Genomic DNA, 18,851 nt, shown 5'->3' with positions numbered 1-18,851 from the left:
CCGGATCGGACCCTTCACAGCTTGGCTTGACGGCCCGCCTCCTCGGCGGCGCGCACCACCGCCTCCAGCGGGTCGCCCAGGCTGGCCTGGACCGCCGCCGCCACCGCGCCCTCCACCAGGGGCGCGTCGGCGATGCGGACCCGGATCGCCGGGTCGGAGGCGGCCAGGAGCTCCAGCGCCAGCTTCGAGCTGAGGATGGAGCTGCCGATGTCCCCCAGGACGAGGACGCCGTCGCCCCGGTCCGCCTGGCGGCAAGCCTCCGCGACCCGCGTGGCGTCGCTGCCCAGGCGGCCGTCCGAGGTGCCCCCCGCCGGCACCAGCGGCACGTCGCCCGCCAGCGGGCGGAGGAGCTCCTCGAGCCCCTCGGCCAGCCGCCGGCTGTGCGAGACCAGCACCAGCCCCACCATCAGCCGGCGCCCCCGCCCGGACCGCCGGCCGCCCGCCGCTCCCCCTCGCCCGCCAGCGCCCGTGCCGCCGCCTGCAGGAGGAGCGCCGAGGAGGTGGCGCCCGGGTCCTGATGACCCCGCGACCGCTCGCCCAGGTAGGAGGCGCGCCCCTTGGTCGCCACCAGGTCGACGGTCTGCCTCGCCCCCTGCCAGGCGCCCTCCGCCGCCGCCGCGAGCGCCCGGGCGAGGCCGGCGCCCTGCTCCACCGCGGCGTGGAAGCGTTCCAGGGCCGGCACCAGCGCGTCGACCATGGTCTTCTCCCCGGGCGCGGCACCGCCCCGCTCACGCACCCCCTCGACGGCGGCGGCGAGGGCCTTCTCCACCTCTGCCGCCGAGACCGCCGACCGCCCGGCCAGGGGGGTCGAGGCGCGCAGGAAGGCGGTCCCGTACAGCGGTCCCGACGCGCCACCCACGGTGGAGATCAGCGCCATGGCCACGTCCCGCAGGAGACCGCCCAGGTCTCCCTGGCCGCCGTCCAGCCGCGCCAAGGCCGCCTGGAAGCCGCGGTCCATGTTGGTTCCGTGGTCGGCGTCGCCGATCGCCGCGTCCAGGTCGGTCAGCTCCTGCGCATGTTCGCGGATGGCCGCCGCCATGGCGCGGATCGCGGCGCGAGCCAGCTCCAGGTCCATCTCCTCCGCCATCCGATTCCGGGCACCTCCCCGGCACCGCGGCGCCCGGCGGAAGCCGGACGCCGCGCGTACCTCATGGTAGACGTCTCTTCCCCGTGTCTCCCCCGTGTCTGCGCTCTCCCGGGCTCCGCCGCGCCCGGCCTCCGCCGCCCGCTCCTTCCCCGGAATCAGCGCCGGAAGGCGACCGCCTGGCTCGGCGCCAGGAAGTAGCGCTCCAGCTCGTCGTCCAGCCTGAGCAACGTCACCGAGAAGCCGGCCATCTCGAGCGAGGTCATGAACTCGCCCACCAGGCTGTGCGCCGCCTCCACGCCCCGCTCCCGGAGCACCGCCCGCAGCTCGTGGTAGGCCACGTACAGCTCGCTCAGCGGCGTGGCTCCCATGCCGTTGAGCAGCGCCACCACCCGGTCGCCCCGCTGGAAGGGCAGGTCGTCCAGCACCTTGGCGGCGAGCTCGGCCACGATCTCCCGTGCCGGCCGGAGCGCCTCGCGCCGGACCCCGGGCTCGCCGTGGATGCCGATCCCGATCTCCACCTCGTCCTCGGCCAGCTCGAAGGTGGGCTTGCCGGCGGCGGGCACGGTGCAGGGCGAGAGCGCCATGCCCATGCTGCGCACGCTGGCGATCACCTTCTCCGCGACCGCCTTCACCTCGTCCAGGCTCCTCCCCGCCGCGGCCGCCGCGCCGGCGATCTTGTGGACCAGGACGGTGCCGGCGATGCCACGGCGCCCCGTGGTGAAGGTGGAGTTCTCCACCGCCACGTCGTCCGCCACCACCACCTGCTCGACCCGGATGCCCTCGGCCCGCGCCATCTCCGCCGCCATCTCGAAGTTCATCACGTCGCCGGTGTAGTTCTTGATGATCAGGAGGACGCCGGCGCCGCCGTCCACCGCCCGGATGGCCGCGAGCACCTGGTCCGGGGTGGGCGACGTGAAGACCGCCCCGGCCACCGCCGCATCCAGCATGCCCTCGCCCACGTAGCCGGCGTGAGCCGGTTCGTGGCCGGAGCCGCCGCCCGAGACCAGCGCCACCTTCCCCCGGACCGGGGCGTCGGCGCGGACGATCACCTGCGTCCCCTCCAGCCGCCGGACCCGGTCCGCGTGGGCGGCCGCGAAGCCGTCCAGCATCTCGTCGACCACGTCTTCGACCCGGTTGATCAGCTTCTTCATCCCTGCCACCCTCCCTTTCATCGCGCCTGGCGGCGCCCGCGGCCGACCGCCGGCGCGGGCGGTCCACCGGTGTTCAGGCGCCGCCCTGCGCCACCAGGCCCCAGGTCAGCCAGAGCCCGTAGCCCACCATCAGCGCGCCCAACAGCCATGCTCCCAGCGTCACCCGCCGTCGCCAGCCGGCGTCGAGACCCAGGTCGAAGAGGACGGCCCGGATGCCCGCCAGCGCGTGGAAGGTGACCGTCACCAGGAAGCCGCTCTCCACCACCCACCACCAGGGGTTGCGCAGGTGGCCGATCACCTCCGCCCGGGTGAGCAGCCCGGAGAAGTGGTTGATGACGATGTGCTCCCCCAGGAAGAAGAGGAGCAGCGCTCCCGAGACGGCCTGCAGAATCCAACCCCATGCGGAGTACGAGTGGTTCATCCGCTCACCCCCGCCGCCATGACCGGCCCCAGCATGCGGTAGCCCGCGTAGGCGAAGAGAAGGACGCCCACCGCCATCAGCCCCCAGAACCAGAGCTTCTGCCGCTCGGGCCGGGCGCCGAGCCCCAGGGCGATCAGCCGCACGCCGTTGAGCCCATGCCCCAGGGCGACCGCCACCAGCAGGAGGTCGGCCACCAGGGCCGGCGGTGAGCTGACGGCGTGGACGAAGGCGTCGTAGCTGTCGCTCTGCCGGCGGAGGAGGCTGAGGACGCCGAGGTGGACCAGCAGGTAGGCGGCCAGGAGAAGGCCGCTGAAGCGGTTGAGGGCGAAGGCCCAGCTGCCCAGCGCCCGCCGCCGGGGAGCGAACCAGCGCCGCCACTCCCGCGCGCTCACGGGCGGGACCTCCTCTCTGCCGGGCCGCCCCCGCCCCGGCCGCCCTCCTCCGCCAGAAGCGGCTCCGGCGCCCGCGGCTCCAGGCGGGCGCCCAGGCCCAGGTGCCGCCGCGCCGAGAGACGCCGGAGCGCCAGGATCGCCCCCGCCGGGTCGACGTGGGCGGGGCAGACCTCGCTGCACTCGAAGGCCTGGTGACAGCGCCAGACGCCTTCGGGACCGTCCACGGCCGCCAGCCGCGCGGCCGCCTCCGCGGGGGTCGCCGCCTGGCCGACCGCGCGCAGGGCGGCCGCCAGCGGAGCCGGCCCCAGGTACGCCGGATCGCTCGCCACCACCGGGCAGGCTGCCAGGCAGGCGCCGCACTCGATGCAGTCCGGGAAGCGTTCGCCCCCCGGCTCCCCTGCGTCGCCGCCCCCGGGCCCCTCCAGGACGGCCTTGGGGGGCGCCTCCAACCCCGCCAGCCGCGCCCGGAGGGGGCTCAGGTCGGCCACCAGGTCGGCGACCCAGGGCAGGGAGCCGAGCGGCTCCAGCGTCAGAAGTCCTCCCGGCGGCACCAGGTCCTCCACCCGGGCGACGCAGGCGAGCCGTTCCACGCCGTTCGCCTCCACCGCGCAGCTGCCGCAGTTGGCGTGATGGCAGGACGCCCGGTAGACCAGGTCCGGCACGGGACCGAAGCGGAGCCGCTCCAGAAGGTCGAGGAGCGTCTCCCCCGATGCGTCCTCCACGCTCACCTCCTCGAACCGGGCTCTCCCCTCGTCGCCCTTCTCGCCCTCGCCGCCCCCGCCGCCCAGGCGGGGGCTCCGCCGCAGGCGGAGGCGGACCGGATAGGGGCGGGCCCCCCGGGACGCCGGTGCCGGGAGCGGGCCCGCCAGAGCCGCGGCGCTGCGGGGCCGCACCCCCGGACCGGGTCGCCCCTCCGGCCGGTGGCTCCTCCCCGACTCCACGGGCGGCGCCGGCCGGTAGAGGCGGTAGCTCCGGAGCGGCAGCTCCGCCGTCCGGCAGGGCGCCTCGAACCCCAGCCTCCGGCAGACCAGGTCGGCCGCCGCCTCGGCCATGGCCCGCGAGGTGGTGGTCTTGCCGCCGGCGATGGTGATCAGCCCGCGCACGCCGTCCCGGCTCTCGTGGTCGAACGTCTGGAAGGTCCGCGAGATCTCCCGCCCGCTCTCCTCCACGTTGCCGGCCACCAGCGGCCGCGCCGCCACGAAGGCGGCGCGCAGGGGGGCGCCCCGGACGGCGGGGATCAGCTGCGCTCCCTGCTCGATCAGCAGCGCCACGTGCTCGGGTGGCACCTCCAGCAGGTCCGGCTCCTCCACCGTCCAGGAAGTGGTCCCGATCAGCGACGCCTGCCGCTGGGGGACGATGATGTCGCCGTCCCCCGGACGGCGGAGGCGGTTGACCACCCGCCGGTTGAGCCGGACGGCGGTGGCCACCATCACCCCCGGGCTGGGCACGACGGGAACGCGGACGCCGGCCAGCGCCGCGACCCGCCCGGCCCAGGGCCCGGCCGCGTTGACCACCAGGGCTGCAGGCTGGAAGTAGAGCCGCCCGGAGCGGAGGTCGTGAACCTCCAGCCCCCGCACGCGGCCGGCTTCCACCCGGACCCCGGTCACCTCCGAGTAGGGCCGCACCACCGCGCCGTAGGCCTCGGCGCTGGCCAGCCAGGCCAGGACCAGCCGGTAGGGGTCCATCGCCGCGTCCTCGACCTGGACCGCCGCCTTCAGCCCGGGGTTGAGCTCGGGCTCCAGCGCCAGCGCCTGCTCGGGCGTGATCTCCCGCGCCGGGACACCCGCCGCCTCCGCCGCCTCCAGGAAGCGCGGCCGGTAGGCCAGATCCTCCTCGTCCAGGGCGATGAAGAGGCCGCCGTTCCGCTCCACCACCTCCGGCGCGATCCTGCGCAGGATGCGGTTCTCGACGGCGCACTCCCGGGCCGACTCCGGGTCGCTGACCACGTACCGGGCGCCGGAGTGGAGCAGGGCGTGGTTCCGGCCGGTGGTGCCGGAGCCGGGCTCGCCCCGCTCCAGCACCAGCACCGGCAGCCCGCGCAGCGCCAGGTCGTAGGCCAGCGCCGCGCCGGTGGAGCCGGCGCCGATCACCACCACCGGCTCCCCCTCCGAGCGTCCCTTCACCTGCTCGACCGGATCGGATCTCGTCGCCTTGATACCCCGCTTTCTCCCTGTGTTCGGGTGGCGGGCCAGGTCTAGGCGCTCGCCCACCCCCGGGCCCGCTCCACCGCTCGCCGCCAGCCCTCCAGCAGCGCCTGCCGGCGCTCCTCGGGCATGGAGGGCTCGAAGCGGCGGTCCACCTGCCACTTCGCCGCCAGCTCGTCCACGTCTTCCCAGACGCCCGCCGCCAGTCCTGCCAGGTAGGCGGCCCCCAGGGCGGTGGTCTCGGCGATCACCGGCCGCAGGATGGGCACGTCCAGGATGTCGGCCTGGAACTGCATCAGGAAGTTGTTCATCGACGCGCCGCCGTCCACGCGCAGGCTCTTCAGCGGCTGGCGCGCATCCTCCACCATCGCCTGGAGCACGTCGCGGCTCTGGTAGGCGATGGACTCGAGCGTGGCGCGAGCGATCTCGGCGCGCCCGGTACCCCGGGTGACGCCGATCAACGTCCCGCGGGCGTAGGCGTCCCAGTACGGCGCACCCAGGCCGACGAAGGCCGGGACCAGGTAGACGCCGCCGGTGTCCTCCACCGACCTGGCCAGCTCCTCGGTCTCGGCCGCGGTCCGGACGATGCCCAGCTGGTCGCGGAGCCACTGGACGGCCGCACCGGTGACGAAGATGCTCCCCTCCAGAGCGTAGACCACCCGGCCGCCGAGTCCCCAGGCGATGGTGGTCACCAGCCCGTGGGCCGAGGGGACGGGCTGCTCGCCGGTGTTGAGCAGCACGAAGGAGCCGGTGCCGTACGTGTTCTTGGCCATGCCCGGCTCGTAGCAGCCCTGCCCGAAGAGGGCCGCCTGCTGGTCACCGGCGACCCCGGTGATGGGGATGGCGGCGCCGAGGAGGCCCGGGTCCGTCTCGCCGAAGCGACCGCTGGAGGGCTTCACCTCCGGGAGGAGCGAGGCCGGGATGCGCAGCTCGCGCAGGATCTCCTCGTCCCAGCGGAGCTCGCGGATGTTGTAGAGGAGGGTGCGGGAGGCGTTGGAGTAGTCGGTCGCGTGCACCCTTCCTCCGGTCAGCTTCCAGATGAGCCAGCTGTCGACGGTGCCGAAGGCCAGCTCGCCCCGTTCCGCCCGCTCGCGGGCACCCGGCACGTGGTCCAGGATCCACTGCACCTTGGTGCCGGAGAAGTAGGCGTCGACCACCAGGCCGGTCTTCTCGCGGAACCACTCGGTCCGACCCTCCTCCCGCAGCCGGTCGCAGATGGGCGCCGTCCGCCGGTCCTGCCAGACGATGGCGTTCGTCACCGGCTTGCCGGTGCCGCGGTCCCAGAGGATGGTGGTCTCGCGCTGGTTGGTGATCCCGATGGCCGCCAGGTCCGAGGGCTCGATCAGCGCCTTCCGCAACGCTTCCTGGGCGGTCTCCAGCTGGCTCTGCCAGATCTCCTCGGGGTCGTGCTCCACCCAGCCGGGCTGGGGGAAGATCTGGCGGAACTCCTTCTGACTCATGCCCACCACGCGGCCGTCGGGGTCGAAGACGATGGCGCGCGAGCTGGTGGTTCCCTGGTCCAGCGCCAGGACGTACTTGCCTGACATCGACATCACCTCACCAGATGGCATGGAAGAGCAGCGCGCCCAGGACGCCGCCCACCAGGGGGGCCACGATCGGTATCCAGGCGTAGGCCCAGTCCGAGTCGCGCTTGCCCGGGATGGGAAGGACGGCGTGCGCCAGGCGCGGGCCGAAGTCGCGGGCCGGGTTGATGGCGTAGCCGGTGGGACCGCCCAGCGAGAGGCCGATCGCCCATACGAGGACGCCGATCAGCAGCGGCACCAGGCCGCCCCCGATGGCGTTGTGCCGGTCGGGGATGAACAGGACGCCCAGGACGAGCACGGCCGTGCCGATCACCTCGGTCAGGAAGTTGAGGGGGTAGTTGCGCACGGCGGGCATGGTGGAGAAGACCGCCAGCTTCAGGTCGGGATCGGCCGTCTCACCCCAGTGCGGCAGGTAGGCGAGCCAGACGAGGACCGCGCCCGCAAAGGCGCCGAGCACCTGCGCCACGATGTAGCCCGGCACCTCCGACCAGGGGAACCTGCCGATGGCGGCCAGGGCCACGGTGACGGCAGGGTTGATGTGCGCGCCGCTGATCCAGCCGACCGCGTAGACGGCGATCGCCACGGCCAGGGCCCACCCTGTGGTGATCACCATCCAGCCGCCGTTCTGTCCCTTCGACCGATTCAGAAGGACGTTCGCTACCACGCCGTCGCCCAGCACGATCAGGATGGCCGTACCGACGAACTCGGCCAGGTAGGGTGACACGTGCATCATCGCCTCCCACGAGCATGCCGCGTCTTTGGCCTCGGGCTCGGGTCCACCCGCCCCCTCGCCGCTCACCCCCTCCCCGGGCGGACTGGGTGTGTGCCACGATGCCCGCCAAGCCCAACAGAAAAGGGCCGCCACGCATCGCCTGGCGGCCCTCCCACCTGCCGGTCCGGATCGCGGGACTTCTCGCGCGGACGTAACGAAGAGAGGCCCCGCGGCCACCCGGCCCGGCACCGACGATGCCAGGCACGCGCGGCGGGACCTCTCCCTCTCTGCCCGTCGCTCCGATCACGAATCGGAACTGGTTGTGAGACCCTCTATTCGTCCCTCCACGGCCGACTCCTCCCGGTGACCGAAACGCTCTTTCTCCATTTCGTCCGCCAGTTGCCAGATCGCCTCCGAGCTGGCGGAGACGGCACGAGCCCCGGCCGCCAGCGCCGCCTCCACGTCCTCGCGGCTCTCCAGCAAACCGCCGGTGATGACCGGCCGCCCCATCTCCCGCGCGAAGCGCGCGACCACGCGAGGAAGCAGACCCGGCAGGATCTCCACCGCGTCCGCCTCTCCCTGTGCCGCCAACCGCCGGGCGGAGGCCAAGCCGGCGCTGTCCAGGGCGAAGACCCGCTGGACGGCCTGCAGCCTCCGCGCCCGGGCGGCGGCGATGACCGCCGGGTGGGTGGAGATGAGCCCGTCGGGGACCACGCTGGTGGCCAGGAAGTCGACCCCTGCCTCGTCGGGGCTGAGTCCCTCCACGCGGTCGCCATGGACGAAGAGCGCCTTGCCCGCCCCGTGCGCCTCCCGGACCAGGCCCGGGAGCTGCACCAGCCGGCTCTCCAGGAGGAAGATGAGGCGCGGCGGCGCGGACAGCGCGCGCTGGAACTCGCGCGCCGTCCGCACGGCGGCGATCACCCGCTGCCCGCCCAGCAGCCGCTCCAGCCGGCCTGTCCCTCCGCCGGCGGCGGTACCGCGCCCTCCGCCCGTCAAAGCCTCTCCCCCTCAGCGCGCCGCTGGCGGCCAGGCCTGCCCCTCCCGACCGGGGACGCGCGTCACCGCGCCCTCGGCGGCCGAACCGACCAGCGCCGCGTACTTGGCCAGGACGCCCGACCGGTAGCGGAGCGCGGGCGGCGTCCAACGCCCCCGGCGGGCCTCCATCTCCGCCTCGCTCAGCTCCACGTCCAGCCGTCTCGCCTCGACGTCGATGACCACGGTGTCGCCTTCCTGGAGGAGCGCCAGGGGGCCGCCCCTCGCCGCCTCCGGCGCCACGTGACCCACCATCAGACCGTGGGTGGCCCCCGAGAAGCGCCCGTCCGTCACCAGCGCGACGCTCTCCCCCAGGCCCGCGCCCACGATGGCCGCCGTCACCCCCAGCATCTCGCGCATGCCGGGTCCGCCCGCCGGCCCCTCGTAGCGGATGACCACCACGTCCCCGGGCCGGAGCCGGCCGCCGGTCACCGCCCGCATCGCCTCCTCCTCGGAGTCGAAGACGCGGGCGGGACCGCGGTGATGGAGCCGCTCGTGGCCGGCGAGCTTGACCACGGCCCCCTCGGGCGCCAGGTTGCCGTGAAGGACGGCGAGGCCGCCCGTGGGGCTGAAGGGCTCGTCCACCGGGCGGAGGACCTGCTGGCCCGGCGCGGGCTCGGCACCTGCCACCTGCTCGGCCAGCGTCTCCCCGGTCATCGATCGCTGCCCCCCGTCCGCCAGACCCGCCTCGATCAGCTCCCGGGCCAGGTAGGAGGTGCCCCCCGCCCTCGCCAGGTCGACGGCGGTGAACGCTCCCCCCGGCCGGAGGCTGGCCACGATGGGCGTCCTCCGGCTGACCGTGTCGAAGTCGTCGATGGTGAGCTCCACCCCCGCCTCCCGCGCCAGCGCCAGCAGGTGCAGGACGGCGTTGGTCGAGCCGCCGGTGGCGGCCACCGCCGCGATGGCGTTGAGGAAGGAGCCGCGCGTCAGCACGTCGCTGGGACGGAGGCCGCGCTCCAGCACGCCCATCACCCTGCGCCCCACCTCCTCCGCCACCCGGTCCTTGTAGGGGTCGGCGGCCGCCACCCCCGCCGAACCGAAGGGCGAGAGGCCGAGGAACTCCAGCGCCATGGCCATGGTGTTGGCCGTGTACTGGCCGCCGCAGGCGCCGGGGCCCGGGCAGGCGGCGTCCTCCAGCTCCTTCAGGTCCTCGTCCGTGATCTTGCCCGCCGCATGGGCGCCGATCGCCTCGAAGACGTCCTGGATGGTGACGTCACGGCCGCGGAAGTGCCCCGGGGCGATGGAACCGCCGTAGAGGACGAGGCCCGGGACGTCCGCCCGGATCAGCGCCATGGCCCCGCCCGGGATGGTCTTGTCGCAGCCGACCAGGACCACCAGCGCGTCGAACATGTGGCCCAGCGCCACCAGCTCGATGGAGTCCGCGATCACCTCGCGGCTGACCAGTGAGGTCTTCATTCCCTCGGTGCCCATGGTGACCCCGTCGCTGATGGCCACCGTGTTGAACTCCATGGGCGTGCCGCCCGCCTCGCGGATGCCGCGCTTGACGTGCTCCGCCAGCCGGCGCAGATGGAAGTTGCAGGGCATCGTCTCGATCCACGTGTTGGCCACGCCCACCAGCGGCCGGCGCAGATCCCGGTCGGTGTAGCCGATCGCCTTCAGCATCGCCCGGGCGGCCGCCCGGTCGCGACCGTCCAGAAGCCCGGCGCTCCGCGCCCGCATCGCCGCTCCCGCCTCGGTCCCCTGCACACTCATGCTTCCCGTCCCCCCCGTCCCGGGCCGGCGGCCTCCCCGGCCGCCGCCCAAGCGATCTCCGACCAGCTCGGCCGCCGCGCCTCGAAGGCGGCGATGGCCGCCTCCCGCGCGAGCGTCACGTCGATGTCGTCCACTCCCTCCAGCAACCGCCGCCTCCTCTCCGGATCGACGCGGAAGGCGGCGACGAAGCCGGAGGCGTCGCGGACCTCCTCCCGTTCCAGGTCGACCGTCAGCTGGTAGCCGGGCTGGTCACCGGTCCGGCGGAAGAGCTCCTCCACCGCCTCGGGTTCCAGCCGGACGGGCAGGAGCCCGTTCTGCAGGCAGTTGGCCTCGAAGATGTCGGCGAAGCTGGGCGCCACGATCGCCCGGAAGCCGTACTGCTGGAGCGCCCAGGGCGCGTGTTCGCGGCTGGAGCCGCAGCCGAAGTTCTCCCGCGCCAGAAGAATGGTGGCCCCCTGGTAGCGGGGCTGGTTGAGGACGAAGTCCGGATCGGGCGAGCCGTCCGGCCGGTAGCGCCAGTCGTGGAAGAGGAAGGGCCCGTAACCCGTCCGCTCGATCCGTTTCAGGAACTGCTTGGGGATGATGGCGTCCGTGTCCACGTTGGGACGGTCGAGCGGCGCCACCAGCCCGGTGTGCCGGGTGAAGCGCTCCATCAGGCACCCGCCTCCCTGGCCGCCGTCGCGGCCCGGCCGCTCTCCCCGCCGTCCAGCCAGCGGCGCACGTCGACGAAGTGACCGGCGACGGCCGCTGCCGCCGCCATCGCCGGGCTGACCAGATGGGTCCGGCCGCCCCGTCCCTGGCGGCCCTCGAAGTTCCGGTTGGAGGTGGAGGCGGCGCGCTCGCCGGGCCGGAGGACGTCGGGGTTCATGCCGAGGCAGAGCGAGCAACCGGAGGCGCGCCACTCGAAGCCCGCCTCCAGGAAGACGCGGTCGAGCCCCTCCGCCTCCGCCCGCCGGCGGACGCCCTCCGAGCCGGGCACCACCATGGCGCGCACCCCCGGGGCCACCCGCCGCCCCCGCGCCACCGCCGCCGCCGCGCGCAGATCCTCCAGGCGGGCGTTGGTGCAGGAGCCGATGAAGACCCGGTCGACCCGGATCGATTCCACCGGCGTACCCGGCTCGAGCCCCATGTAGGCGAGGGCCCGCTCGGCCGCCGCCCGCTCCACGGGATCCTCGAGGGCGCGGGGGTCGGGGACCGCCTCCGTCACCGCCACGGTCATGCCCGGGTGGGTTCCCCAGGTCACCTGCGGCGCCACCCCGGAGGCGTCGAAGGTGAGACTCCGGTCGTAGCGCGCCCCCGGGTCGCTGCGCAGCGCCCTCCAGTGGGAGAGCGCCTCCTCCCGGGCGCGGCCCTGGGGGGCGAAGCGCCTCCCGCGCAGGTAGGCGAAGGTGGTCTCGTCCGGAGCCACCAGGCCCACCCGCGCCCCGGCCTCGATGGCCATGTTGCAGAGCGTCATCCGCTCCTCCATGGTCATCGCCTCCACCACGGGCCCGGTGAACTCGATGGCGTAGCCCTGCCCCACCCGCGGCCCGTGGCGCCCGATGAAGGCGAGGATCAGGTCCTTGGCGGTGACACCGGGGGCGAGGCGTCCCTCGAGGCGGACCTCCATCGTCCGCGGGCGGCGCTGCCAGAGGGTCTGGGTCGCCAGCACGTGCTCCACCTCGCTGGTACCGATGCCGAAGGCGAGCGCCCCGAAGGCACCGTGGGTAGCGGTATGGCTGTCGCCGCAGACGATCAGCTTGCCGGGCTGCGTGAGGCCCAGCTCCGGCCCGATGACGTGGACGATCCCCCGGTCGGGACTCTCAAGGCCGAAGAGGGGCACCCCGAACTCCCGGCAGTTGGCCGCCAACGCCTCCACCTGGCGCCGGGAGACGGGATCGGCGATCCGGTCGGGCGTCAGGAGGCCGGGCTCCGTGGGCACGTTGTGGTCGATCGTGGCCACCGTCAGGTCGGGTCGCCGCACGCGACGACCGGCCCGGCGCAGCCCCTCGAAGGCCTGGGGCGAGGTGACTTCGTGGACCAGGTGCAGGTCCACGTAGAGGAGCGCCTGCCCGCTGGGCTCCTCCTCCACCACATGGCTTTCCCAGAGTTTCTCGAAGAGCGTCCGCGCTGGCATGCGCCAGCCTCCTCTCCGCGTCGCGAGCTCGCAAGGGGGACGAGCGCCGGAGGCCGGCCGGTGACGCGGAGATGGTGGTAGGTATACGGAGTCTGCGGCGGGACTCCTGCCTCCGCGCCTCACCGCGCCGGCCCTCTTCTTGGCCGCCCCGCTCCCGCGCCGGCTCCGATCCGCCCGAGGCAGTTCGCCCATTCACAAGTCCGGACGGTCTAGAGGGCGAAAGGCGCCCCTTTGGTTGCTTTGAGCTGCGTTTTCGGGCGGATTCGCCGCTTCGTCCCCTTGACTTCCTGACAACCGCTTGGATAGCATCGCTGCCAACAACCGGCCGGAACCGGCCGCCCCGCACCCGCCACAATCGACCGTATCCCAGGCGATGAGGGACCGCGCGCGTGCCGCCGGCGGAGACAGAGAGCCGGGCTTGCTGCGAACCGGTTCCGCCAGGCACGAGCCCTCCGTCCCGAGCCGCGCGCTCGAACCATCCCCGCCCCGACCGGGCGTTCCGCTCCGTGCGGAAGCGGGCCGGAGGCGGGCGAAAGTAGGGCGCGCCGACCCGGACACACCGGGCCGTTACCGGGAAGAGAGGCGGAGGCGCGATCCTCCGCGAACAAGGGTGGTACCGCGAGGCGCGAGAGACCTCGCCCCTTCAAGGGGCGGGGTCTTTTTTTCGCCCCGGCGGGGAGTCGCGCCGGGGGCCGGAGAGCCGGAACGGGCGGAAAGGGGGTGAGGCCATGGAGTTCACGCTGGCGGTGAGGGTCGAGAACGAGCCCGGGGTGTTGGCCAGGGTCGCCTCCCTGGTGAGCCGGCGCGGCTTCAACATCGAGAGCCTGGCGGTCGGGCCCACGGAGGATGCCACGGTGTCGCGGATCACGTTGGTCTGCAAGGGGGACGAGCGCGACCGGGAGCGGCTCCGCCGCCAGCTCGAGAAGCTGGTCGAGGTGCTGGAAGCCTGGCCCGTGGCGGAGGAGGCGTCGGTGCGCCGGGAGCTGGCGCTGGTGAGGGTGCGCGCGCATCCGGGCCGGCGTTCCGAACTGCTCCAGGTGGCCGGCATCTTCCGCGCCCGTGTGGTGCATGTCGACCGGAACGCGCTGGTGCTGGAGGCCACCGGCGACCCGGCCAAGATCGACGCCTGGCTGGAGGTGCTGGGCGAGTTCGGCATCGAGGAAGTGGCCCGTACCGGGATCGTGGCGCTCGATCGCGAGCGTCGCGCCGATCCCGTGGCGGAGGCCGAGAGCCGCGCGGAGGCGGCCTTCTAGGGCCTGCCGGGAAGGTTTGGATGGGGGGCAGAGCGATGGGCAGGATCTGGTACGAGGCCGACGCCGATCCGCGGCTCCTGCGGGAGAAAGTGGTGGCGGTGATCGGCTATGGCAGCCAGGGTCACGCGCAGGCGCAGAACCTGCGCGACCAGGGCGTCCAGGTGGTGGTGGGCGTCCGCCCGGGCGCCAGCGCCCGGAGGGCGGAGGCGGACGGCTTCCCCGTCCTCGACGTGGCGGAGGCGACGCGGCGTGCGGAGATCGTCCACATCCTCGTCAACGACGAGGCGCAGCGCGACCTCTACGAGCAGGCGATCCGGCCCAACCTCCGGCCGGGGATGGCGCTGGGCTTCTCCCACGGCTTCAACGTCCACTACGGGCAGATCGTGCCGCCGCCGGGGATCGACGTCTTCCTGGTGGCGCCCAAGGCGCCGGGACACGAGTTCCGGCGGTTGGTCCGCGAGGGCCAGGGAGTGCCGGCGCTGCTGGCCGTCGCCCAGGACGCCAGCGGGCAGGCGTGGGATCTCGCCCTCGCCTTCGCCTGGGGCATCGGCTGCGCCCGGGCCGGCGTCATCGAGACCACCTTCCGCGAGGAGACCGAGTCCGACCTCTTCGGCGAGCAGGCCGTCCTCTGCGGCGGGGTGAGCGAGCTGGTCAAGGCGGGCTTCGAGACGCTGGTCGAGGCCGGCTATCAGCCCGAGATCGCCTACTTCGAGTGCCTCAACGAGATGAAGCTGATCGTCGACCTCCTCTACCAGGGCGGCCTCCCCTGGATGCGCTACTCCATCTCCGACACGGCGGAGTACGGCGACATGACGCGCGGGCCGCGGGTGATCGACGCCCACGTACGGGAGAGCATGCGCCGCATCCTGGGCGAGATCCAGGACGGCACCTTCGCCCGCGAATGGATCCTGGAGAACCAAGCTGGCCGCCCGGTCTACCGGGCGCGGCAACGGCAGGAGCGGCAGCACCCCATCGAGGAGGTGGGGCGCCGGCTCCGCGCCATGATGCCGTGGACGGGGAACCGGCTTCCTCCCGACATGGAGGAGGAGGCCCGGCAGCAGCAGCCCTCGGCCGCCCGCGCGGCCAGCCGCTAGGTGGCGCCGGAGGCGCGGAGAGGAGGCACCGGCATGCGCAGGATCTACATCTTCGACACGACGCTGCGGGACGGCGAGCAGTCGCCCGGCGTCAACCTGCTCCCGGAGGAGAAGCTGGAGATCGCCTTCCAGCTGGAGCGGCTCGGCGTGGACGTGATCGAGGCGGGCTTCCCCGCCAGCTCCGAAGGCGATTTCCTGGCCGTCTCCCGCATCGCCCAGGAAGTCCGCGAGCCGGTGGTGGCGGCGCTGGCGCGGACCCACCCCGGGGACATCGAGGCGGCGGCGCGCGCCCTGGAGAAGGCGGCGCGGCCGCGCATCCACACCTTCAGCTCGTTCTCGCGCATTCACCTCGAGCGCATGCTGCGCAAGAGCGAGGAAGAGGTCCTGGAGATGAACGTCGCCGCCGTCCGCCAGGCCCGGCGGTACGTCGACGACGTGGAGTTCAGCGGCCAGGACGCGGGCCGCGCCGACCCGGACTACATGGTACGCGTCATCGAGGCGGTGATCGAGGCGGGCGCCACGGTGATCAACATCCCCGACACGGTCGGCTGGACGCTTCCGGAGGAGTTCGGGGCGCTGATCGCCACCCTCCGCCGGCGCGTCCGCGGCATCGAGCGGGTCACCCTCTCCGTCCACTGCCACAACGACCTCGGCCTGGCGACGGCCAACACGCTGGCCGGCCTCCAGGCGGGCGCCGACCAGGCGGAGGTGGCGGTCAACGGCATCGGCGAGCGGGCCGGGAACACCTCGCTGGAAGAGGTGGTGATGGCCATCGCCGCCCGCGGCGACCGGCTGGGGATGTACACCGGCGTGGAGACGCGCGAGATCATGGCGGCCAGCCAGCTGGTCCGGCGCCTGACGGGCATGCCGGTCCAGCCCAACAAGGCGATCGTCGGCGCCAACGCCTTCGCCCACGAGTCGGGCATCCACCAGGACGGCGTGCTGAAGGAGCGCCGCACCTACGAGATCCTGGACCCCGAGGCGGTCGGGCTGGACAGCTCCAACCTGGTCCTGGGCAAGCACTCGGGCCGGCACGCCTTCGCCGCCCGGCTGGAGGCGCTCGGCTACCGGCTGGAGCGGGAGCGGCTGGAGGCGGCCTTCCGCCGCTTCAAGGCCCTGACCGACCAGACCAAGGAGGTGCGCGACGGCGACCTGGTGGCGCTGGTGGAGGCGAGCCTGCGCGAGGAAGCCGAAGCCGTGGCCGACCACGGAGGCGACGCGGCATGAGCGAGGCGTGGAGGCTTCTCCTCCTGCCCGGCGACGGCATCGGGCCGGAGGTGAGCGAGGCGACCGAGGCGGTGCTGGAGGTCGCGGCCGCCTGGTTGGAGAGGCGGAGCGGGCGGGGCGTGGCGGTCCGGCGCGGCTGGATCGGCGGCGCGGCCATCGACCGCTGGGGGGTACCGCTTCCCGAGGAGACGCTGGAGGCGGCGCGCGCCTCGGACGCGGTCCTCCTGGCGGCGGTGGGCGGGCCGCGCTGGGAGCACCTTCCGGGTCATCTGCGGCCGGAGGCGGGCCTCCTGGCGCTCCGGCGGGAGCTGGGGGTGTACGCCAACCTCCGCCCGGCCACGGTCTGGCCGGGGCTGGAGGACCGCTCGCCGCTCCGCCCGGAGGTGGTGGCCGGCACCGACTGCCTGGTGGTCCGCGAGCTGACGGGCGGCCTCTACTACGGCCAGCCGCGCGGGCGCGGCGTCGGCTCCGGCGGCGAGATCCGCGCCGTCGACACCATGGAGTACACCGCCGAAGAGGTCCGCCGCGTGGCCCACGTCGCCTTCCGCGCAGCACGGCGTCGCAGGCGCAAGGTGACCAGCGTGGACAAGGCCAACGTGCTGGAGAACTCCCGTCTCTGGCGGGAGGTGGTCTCCAACGTGGCCCGCGACTACCCCGACGTCCACCTGGAGCACCAGCTGGTGGACAGCGCCGCCATGCTCCTGGTCAGCCAGCCCGCCCGCTTCGACGTGGTCCTGACGGAGAACCTGTTCGGCGACGTCCTGAGCGACCTGGCGGGCGGGGTGGTGGGGAGCCTGGGCCTGCTTCCCTCCGCCAGCCTGGGGGAAGGCGGGCCGGGCCTCTACGAGCCGGTCCACGGCTCGGCGCCCGACATCGCCGGTCAGGGGGTGGCCAACCCGCTGGGCATGATCCTCTCGCTGGCCATGCTCCTGGAGCACAGCTTCCAGGCCCCCTGGCTGGCGGAGGAGCTGCGGCAGGCGGTGGACGAGGTGCTGTCCGAGGGCTGGCGGACGCCGGACATCGCCGGCCCGGGCTCCCGCCTGGTGGGCACCGCCGAGATGGGGCGCAGGGTGGCCGAGGCGCTGGAACGCCGGACCCGGCCGGAGGGCGAGCACCCGGCCGGGGTCTCGGAAGCCGCCGCACCGGCCCGCCCCCGCCCGGGCGGCCGGTAGACGAGGGGGGATCGAGGTGCACAGCCATGCGGCCGCCCAGCTCCTCCGCTGCCTGGAGGAAGAGGGCGTCGAGGTGATCTTCGGCTATCCGGGCGGCGCGGTCCTCCCGATCTATGACGCGCTGGTGGATGCGCCGATCCGCCACATCCTGGTCCGCCACGAACAGGGCGCGGTCCACGCCGCCGACGGTTACGCCCGCGCCTCCGGGCGGGTGGGCGTCTGCCTGGCCACGTCGGGGCCGGGCGCCACCAACCTGGTCACGGGCCTGGCCACCGCCTACATGGACTCCGTCCCGATGGTGGCTCTCACCGGCCAGGTCGCCCGCGCCCTGGTGGGCTCCGACGCCTTCCAGGAAGCGGACGTCCTCGGCATCTCCCGGGCGGTCACCAAGCACAACTTCGCGCTCCGGAACCCCGCCGACCTGCCCCGGGTGGTGCACGAGGCCTTCCACCTGGCCCGGAGCGGGCGACCCGGTCCCGTGCTGATCGACCTGCCCAAGGACGTGATGCTGGCCGAGGCCGCCTTTCCCCACCCCCAGGCTCCGCCGGTGCGACGGGGCTACCACCCCCGCCTGGAGCCCGACCCGGCCCAGGTGGAGGCGGCCGCGCGGGCGCTGGCGGAGGCGGAGCGGCCGGTGGTGATGGTCGGGGGCGGCGTCGTGGCGGGGGGAGCCGCGGGGGAGCTGCGGCGCTTCCTGGAGAGGACCGGCTTCCCCGCGGTCAGCACGCTGATGGGGCTTGGCGCGCTGCCGGCCGAGGACGGCCACCATCTCGGTCTGGTGGGCATGCACGGGACCTACGCCGCCAACCGGGCGGTCAGCCAGGCCGACCTCGTCCTGGGCCTGGGGCTCCGCTTCGACGACCGGGTGACGGGGAACGCCTCCCGTTTCGCCCCCCACGCCCGCATCGTCCACGTCGACATCGACCCTTCGGAGATCGGCAAGAACGTGCGCGCAGACCTGCCGGTCCTGGGCGATCTGATCCGCGTGCTGCCCCGGCTCCTCGACCGGCTGGCGGCCATCTGGTCCGCCTCGGGTCGAAGCGACCTGTCCGCATGGTGGGCGGCGCTGGCGGCCTGGCAGGCGCACCAGGGCTGGAACCTCCGGACGCCCATGGAGCTGGGCGGCGAGGGGGGGCGGCCGCTCCGCCCCCAGGGGGTGATCCAGCAGGTGGCGCGCGTGGCCGGTCCCGAGGCGATCATCGCCACCGACGTGGGTCAGCACCAGATGTGGACGGCGCTCCTCTTCCCCTTCCGGCGCCCGCGCCAGCTGGTCACCTCCGGCGGCCTGGGGACCATGGGATTCGGCCTGCCGGCCGCCATCGGGGCGCAGCTCGCCGAGCCGGAGCGGCCGGTCTGGCTGGTGACGGGCGACGGCAGCTTCCAGATGAACGTCCAGGAGATGGCCACCGCCGTCAACTACGGGCTCCCGCTCCGCGTGGTCATCGTCGACAACCGGAGCCTGGGCATGGTCCGCCAGTGGCAGGAGCTCTTCCACCAGGAGCGCTACTCGGCGGTGATGCTGGAGCCGCTGCCGGACTGGGTCCGCCTGGCCGCGGCCTACGGCTGGCAGGGCTGGAAGGTGGAACGGGCGGCCGACCTGGAGCCGGCCCTGGAGGCGCTGGCCGCCTCCAGCGGCCCCGCGCTGGTGGACGTGGTGGTCGACGCGCAGGAGAACGTCTTCCCCATGGTACCCGCCGGGGCGGCGCTGGACGAGGTCCTCCTCGAGAAGCCGGGCCCCCGTCCCTCCCGGCCTGCCCAGGCCGTCCACCGGCCGGCCTGAGCCCGCGGCTTCG

16 protein-coding genes and 1 pseudogene are annotated in these 18,851 nt (G+C 73.8%); 5 read left to right on the top strand and 12 right to left on the bottom strand.

Annotation, left to right across the window (positions count from 1 at the left end; genetic code table 11):
- Positions 1-14: 14 nt before the first annotated feature.
- From dhaM to leuC, 12 genes are all read right to left on the bottom strand, one after another.
- Positions 15-407 (bottom strand): dihydroxyacetone kinase phosphoryl donor subunit DhaM, encoded by a 393-nt coding sequence (dhaM, locus tag QJR14_09940; protein ID MDI3317918.1) that lies wholly within the window; start codon positions 405-407, stop codon positions 15-17.
- On the bottom strand, positions 407-1,087 hold the full coding sequence (gene dhaL / locus QJR14_09935; GenBank protein ID MDI3317917.1) for a dihydroxyacetone kinase subunit DhaL: 681 nt from the start codon (positions 1,085-1,087) through the stop codon (positions 407-409). The genes dhaM and dhaL overlap by 1 nt, the downstream gene beginning before the upstream one ends.
- A gap of 155 nt (positions 1,088-1,242) precedes the next feature.
- Positions 1,243-2,238 (bottom strand): dihydroxyacetone kinase subunit DhaK, encoded by a 996-nt coding sequence (dhaK, locus tag QJR14_09930; protein ID MDI3317916.1) that lies wholly within the window; start codon positions 2,236-2,238, stop codon positions 1,243-1,245.
- A 73-nt stretch (positions 2,239-2,311) separates the two neighbouring features.
- On the bottom strand, positions 2,312-2,659 hold the full coding sequence (locus QJR14_09925) for a hypothetical protein (protein ID MDI3317915.1): 348 nt from the start codon (positions 2,657-2,659) through the stop codon (positions 2,312-2,314).
- Positions 2,656-3,051, bottom strand: a complete 396-nt coding sequence (locus tag QJR14_09920) for a hypothetical protein (GenBank protein MDI3317914.1) — start codon at positions 3,049-3,051, stop codon at positions 2,656-2,658. Before QJR14_09920 ends, QJR14_09925 begins: the two co-directional genes overlap by 4 nt.
- Positions 3,048-5,261 carry an FAD-dependent oxidoreductase gene (locus QJR14_09915; GenBank protein MDI3317913.1) on the bottom strand — a complete coding sequence of 738 codons (2,214 nt, stop codon included), beginning with the start codon at positions 5,259-5,261 and terminating at the stop codon, positions 3,048-3,050. The genes QJR14_09920 and QJR14_09915 overlap by 4 nt, the downstream gene beginning before the upstream one ends.
- Positions 5,246-6,742, bottom strand: a complete 1,497-nt coding sequence (gene glpK, locus QJR14_09910) for a glycerol kinase GlpK (protein ID MDI3317912.1) — start codon at positions 6,740-6,742, stop codon at positions 5,246-5,248. Before glpK ends, QJR14_09915 begins: the two co-directional genes overlap by 16 nt.
- Positions 6,743-6,752: 10 nt before the next feature.
- Entirely contained in the window at positions 6,753-7,463 is a 711-nt protein-coding gene (locus QJR14_09905; protein MDI3317911.1) for an MIP/aquaporin family protein, read from the bottom strand.
- Positions 7,464-7,754: 291 nt separating this feature from the next.
- Positions 7,755-8,447, bottom strand: coding sequence for a glycerol-3-phosphate responsive antiterminator (locus QJR14_09900; protein ID MDI3317910.1), 693 nt, complete (start codon positions 8,445-8,447; stop codon positions 7,755-7,757).
- A gap of 12 nt (positions 8,448-8,459) precedes the next feature.
- A complete protein-coding gene (ilvD, locus tag QJR14_09895; GenBank protein MDI3317909.1) occupies positions 8,460-10,196 on the bottom strand; it encodes a dihydroxy-acid dehydratase in 1,737 nt (578 codons plus the stop codon).
- Positions 10,193-10,849: a 3-isopropylmalate dehydratase small subunit gene (leuD, locus tag QJR14_09890; protein ID MDI3317908.1), complete on the bottom strand. Its 657-nt coding sequence runs from the start codon at positions 10,847-10,849 to the stop codon at positions 10,193-10,195. The genes ilvD and leuD overlap by 4 nt, the downstream gene beginning before the upstream one ends.
- Positions 10,849-12,312 carry a 3-isopropylmalate dehydratase large subunit gene (gene leuC, locus QJR14_09885; GenBank protein ID MDI3317907.1) on the bottom strand — a complete coding sequence of 488 codons (1,464 nt, stop codon included), beginning with the start codon at positions 12,310-12,312 and terminating at the stop codon, positions 10,849-10,851. The genes leuD and leuC overlap by 1 nt, the downstream gene beginning before the upstream one ends.
- A gap of 728 nt (positions 12,313-13,040) precedes the next feature.
- Between leuC and ilvN the strand changes: the two genes are divergently transcribed.
- The 5 genes and pseudogenes from ilvN (at position 13,041) to ilvB (ending at position 18,838) form a co-directional block, all read left to right on the top strand.
- The gene (gene ilvN, locus QJR14_09880) at positions 13,041-13,565 is read left to right on the top strand and encodes an acetolactate synthase small subunit (protein MDI3317906.1); all 525 of its coding nucleotides are present in this window, start codon (positions 13,041-13,043) and stop codon (positions 13,563-13,565) included.
- Between the two features lie 35 nt (positions 13,566-13,600).
- Complete coding sequence (gene ilvC / locus QJR14_09875; protein ID MDI3317905.1) at positions 13,601-14,659, top strand: ketol-acid reductoisomerase; 1,059 nt, start codon at positions 13,601-13,603, stop codon at positions 14,657-14,659.
- A 33-nt stretch (positions 14,660-14,692) separates the two neighbouring features.
- Positions 14,693-15,841 (top strand): annotated as a pseudogene (locus QJR14_09870) (2-isopropylmalate synthase).
- Between the two features lie 41 nt (positions 15,842-15,882).
- The gene (leuB, locus tag QJR14_09865; GenBank protein MDI3317904.1) at positions 15,883-17,058 is read left to right on the top strand and encodes a 3-isopropylmalate dehydrogenase; all 1,176 of its coding nucleotides are present in this window, start codon (positions 15,883-15,885) and stop codon (positions 17,056-17,058) included.
- A 16-nt stretch (positions 17,059-17,074) separates the two neighbouring features.
- Positions 17,075-18,838, top strand: coding sequence for a biosynthetic-type acetolactate synthase large subunit (gene ilvB, locus QJR14_09860; protein MDI3317903.1), 1,764 nt, complete (start codon positions 17,075-17,077; stop codon positions 18,836-18,838).
- Positions 18,839-18,851 lie beyond the last annotated feature (13 nt).

The sequence above is a fragment of the Bacillota bacterium genome (assembly GCA_029961055.1).
Taxonomy (GTDB): domain Bacteria; phylum Bacillota; class Sulfobacillia; order JAIMAT01; family JAIMAT01; genus JAIMAT01.
Note: the sequence above shows the minus strand (reverse complement) of the source record. Positions and strands in the feature narration are given on the sequence as shown.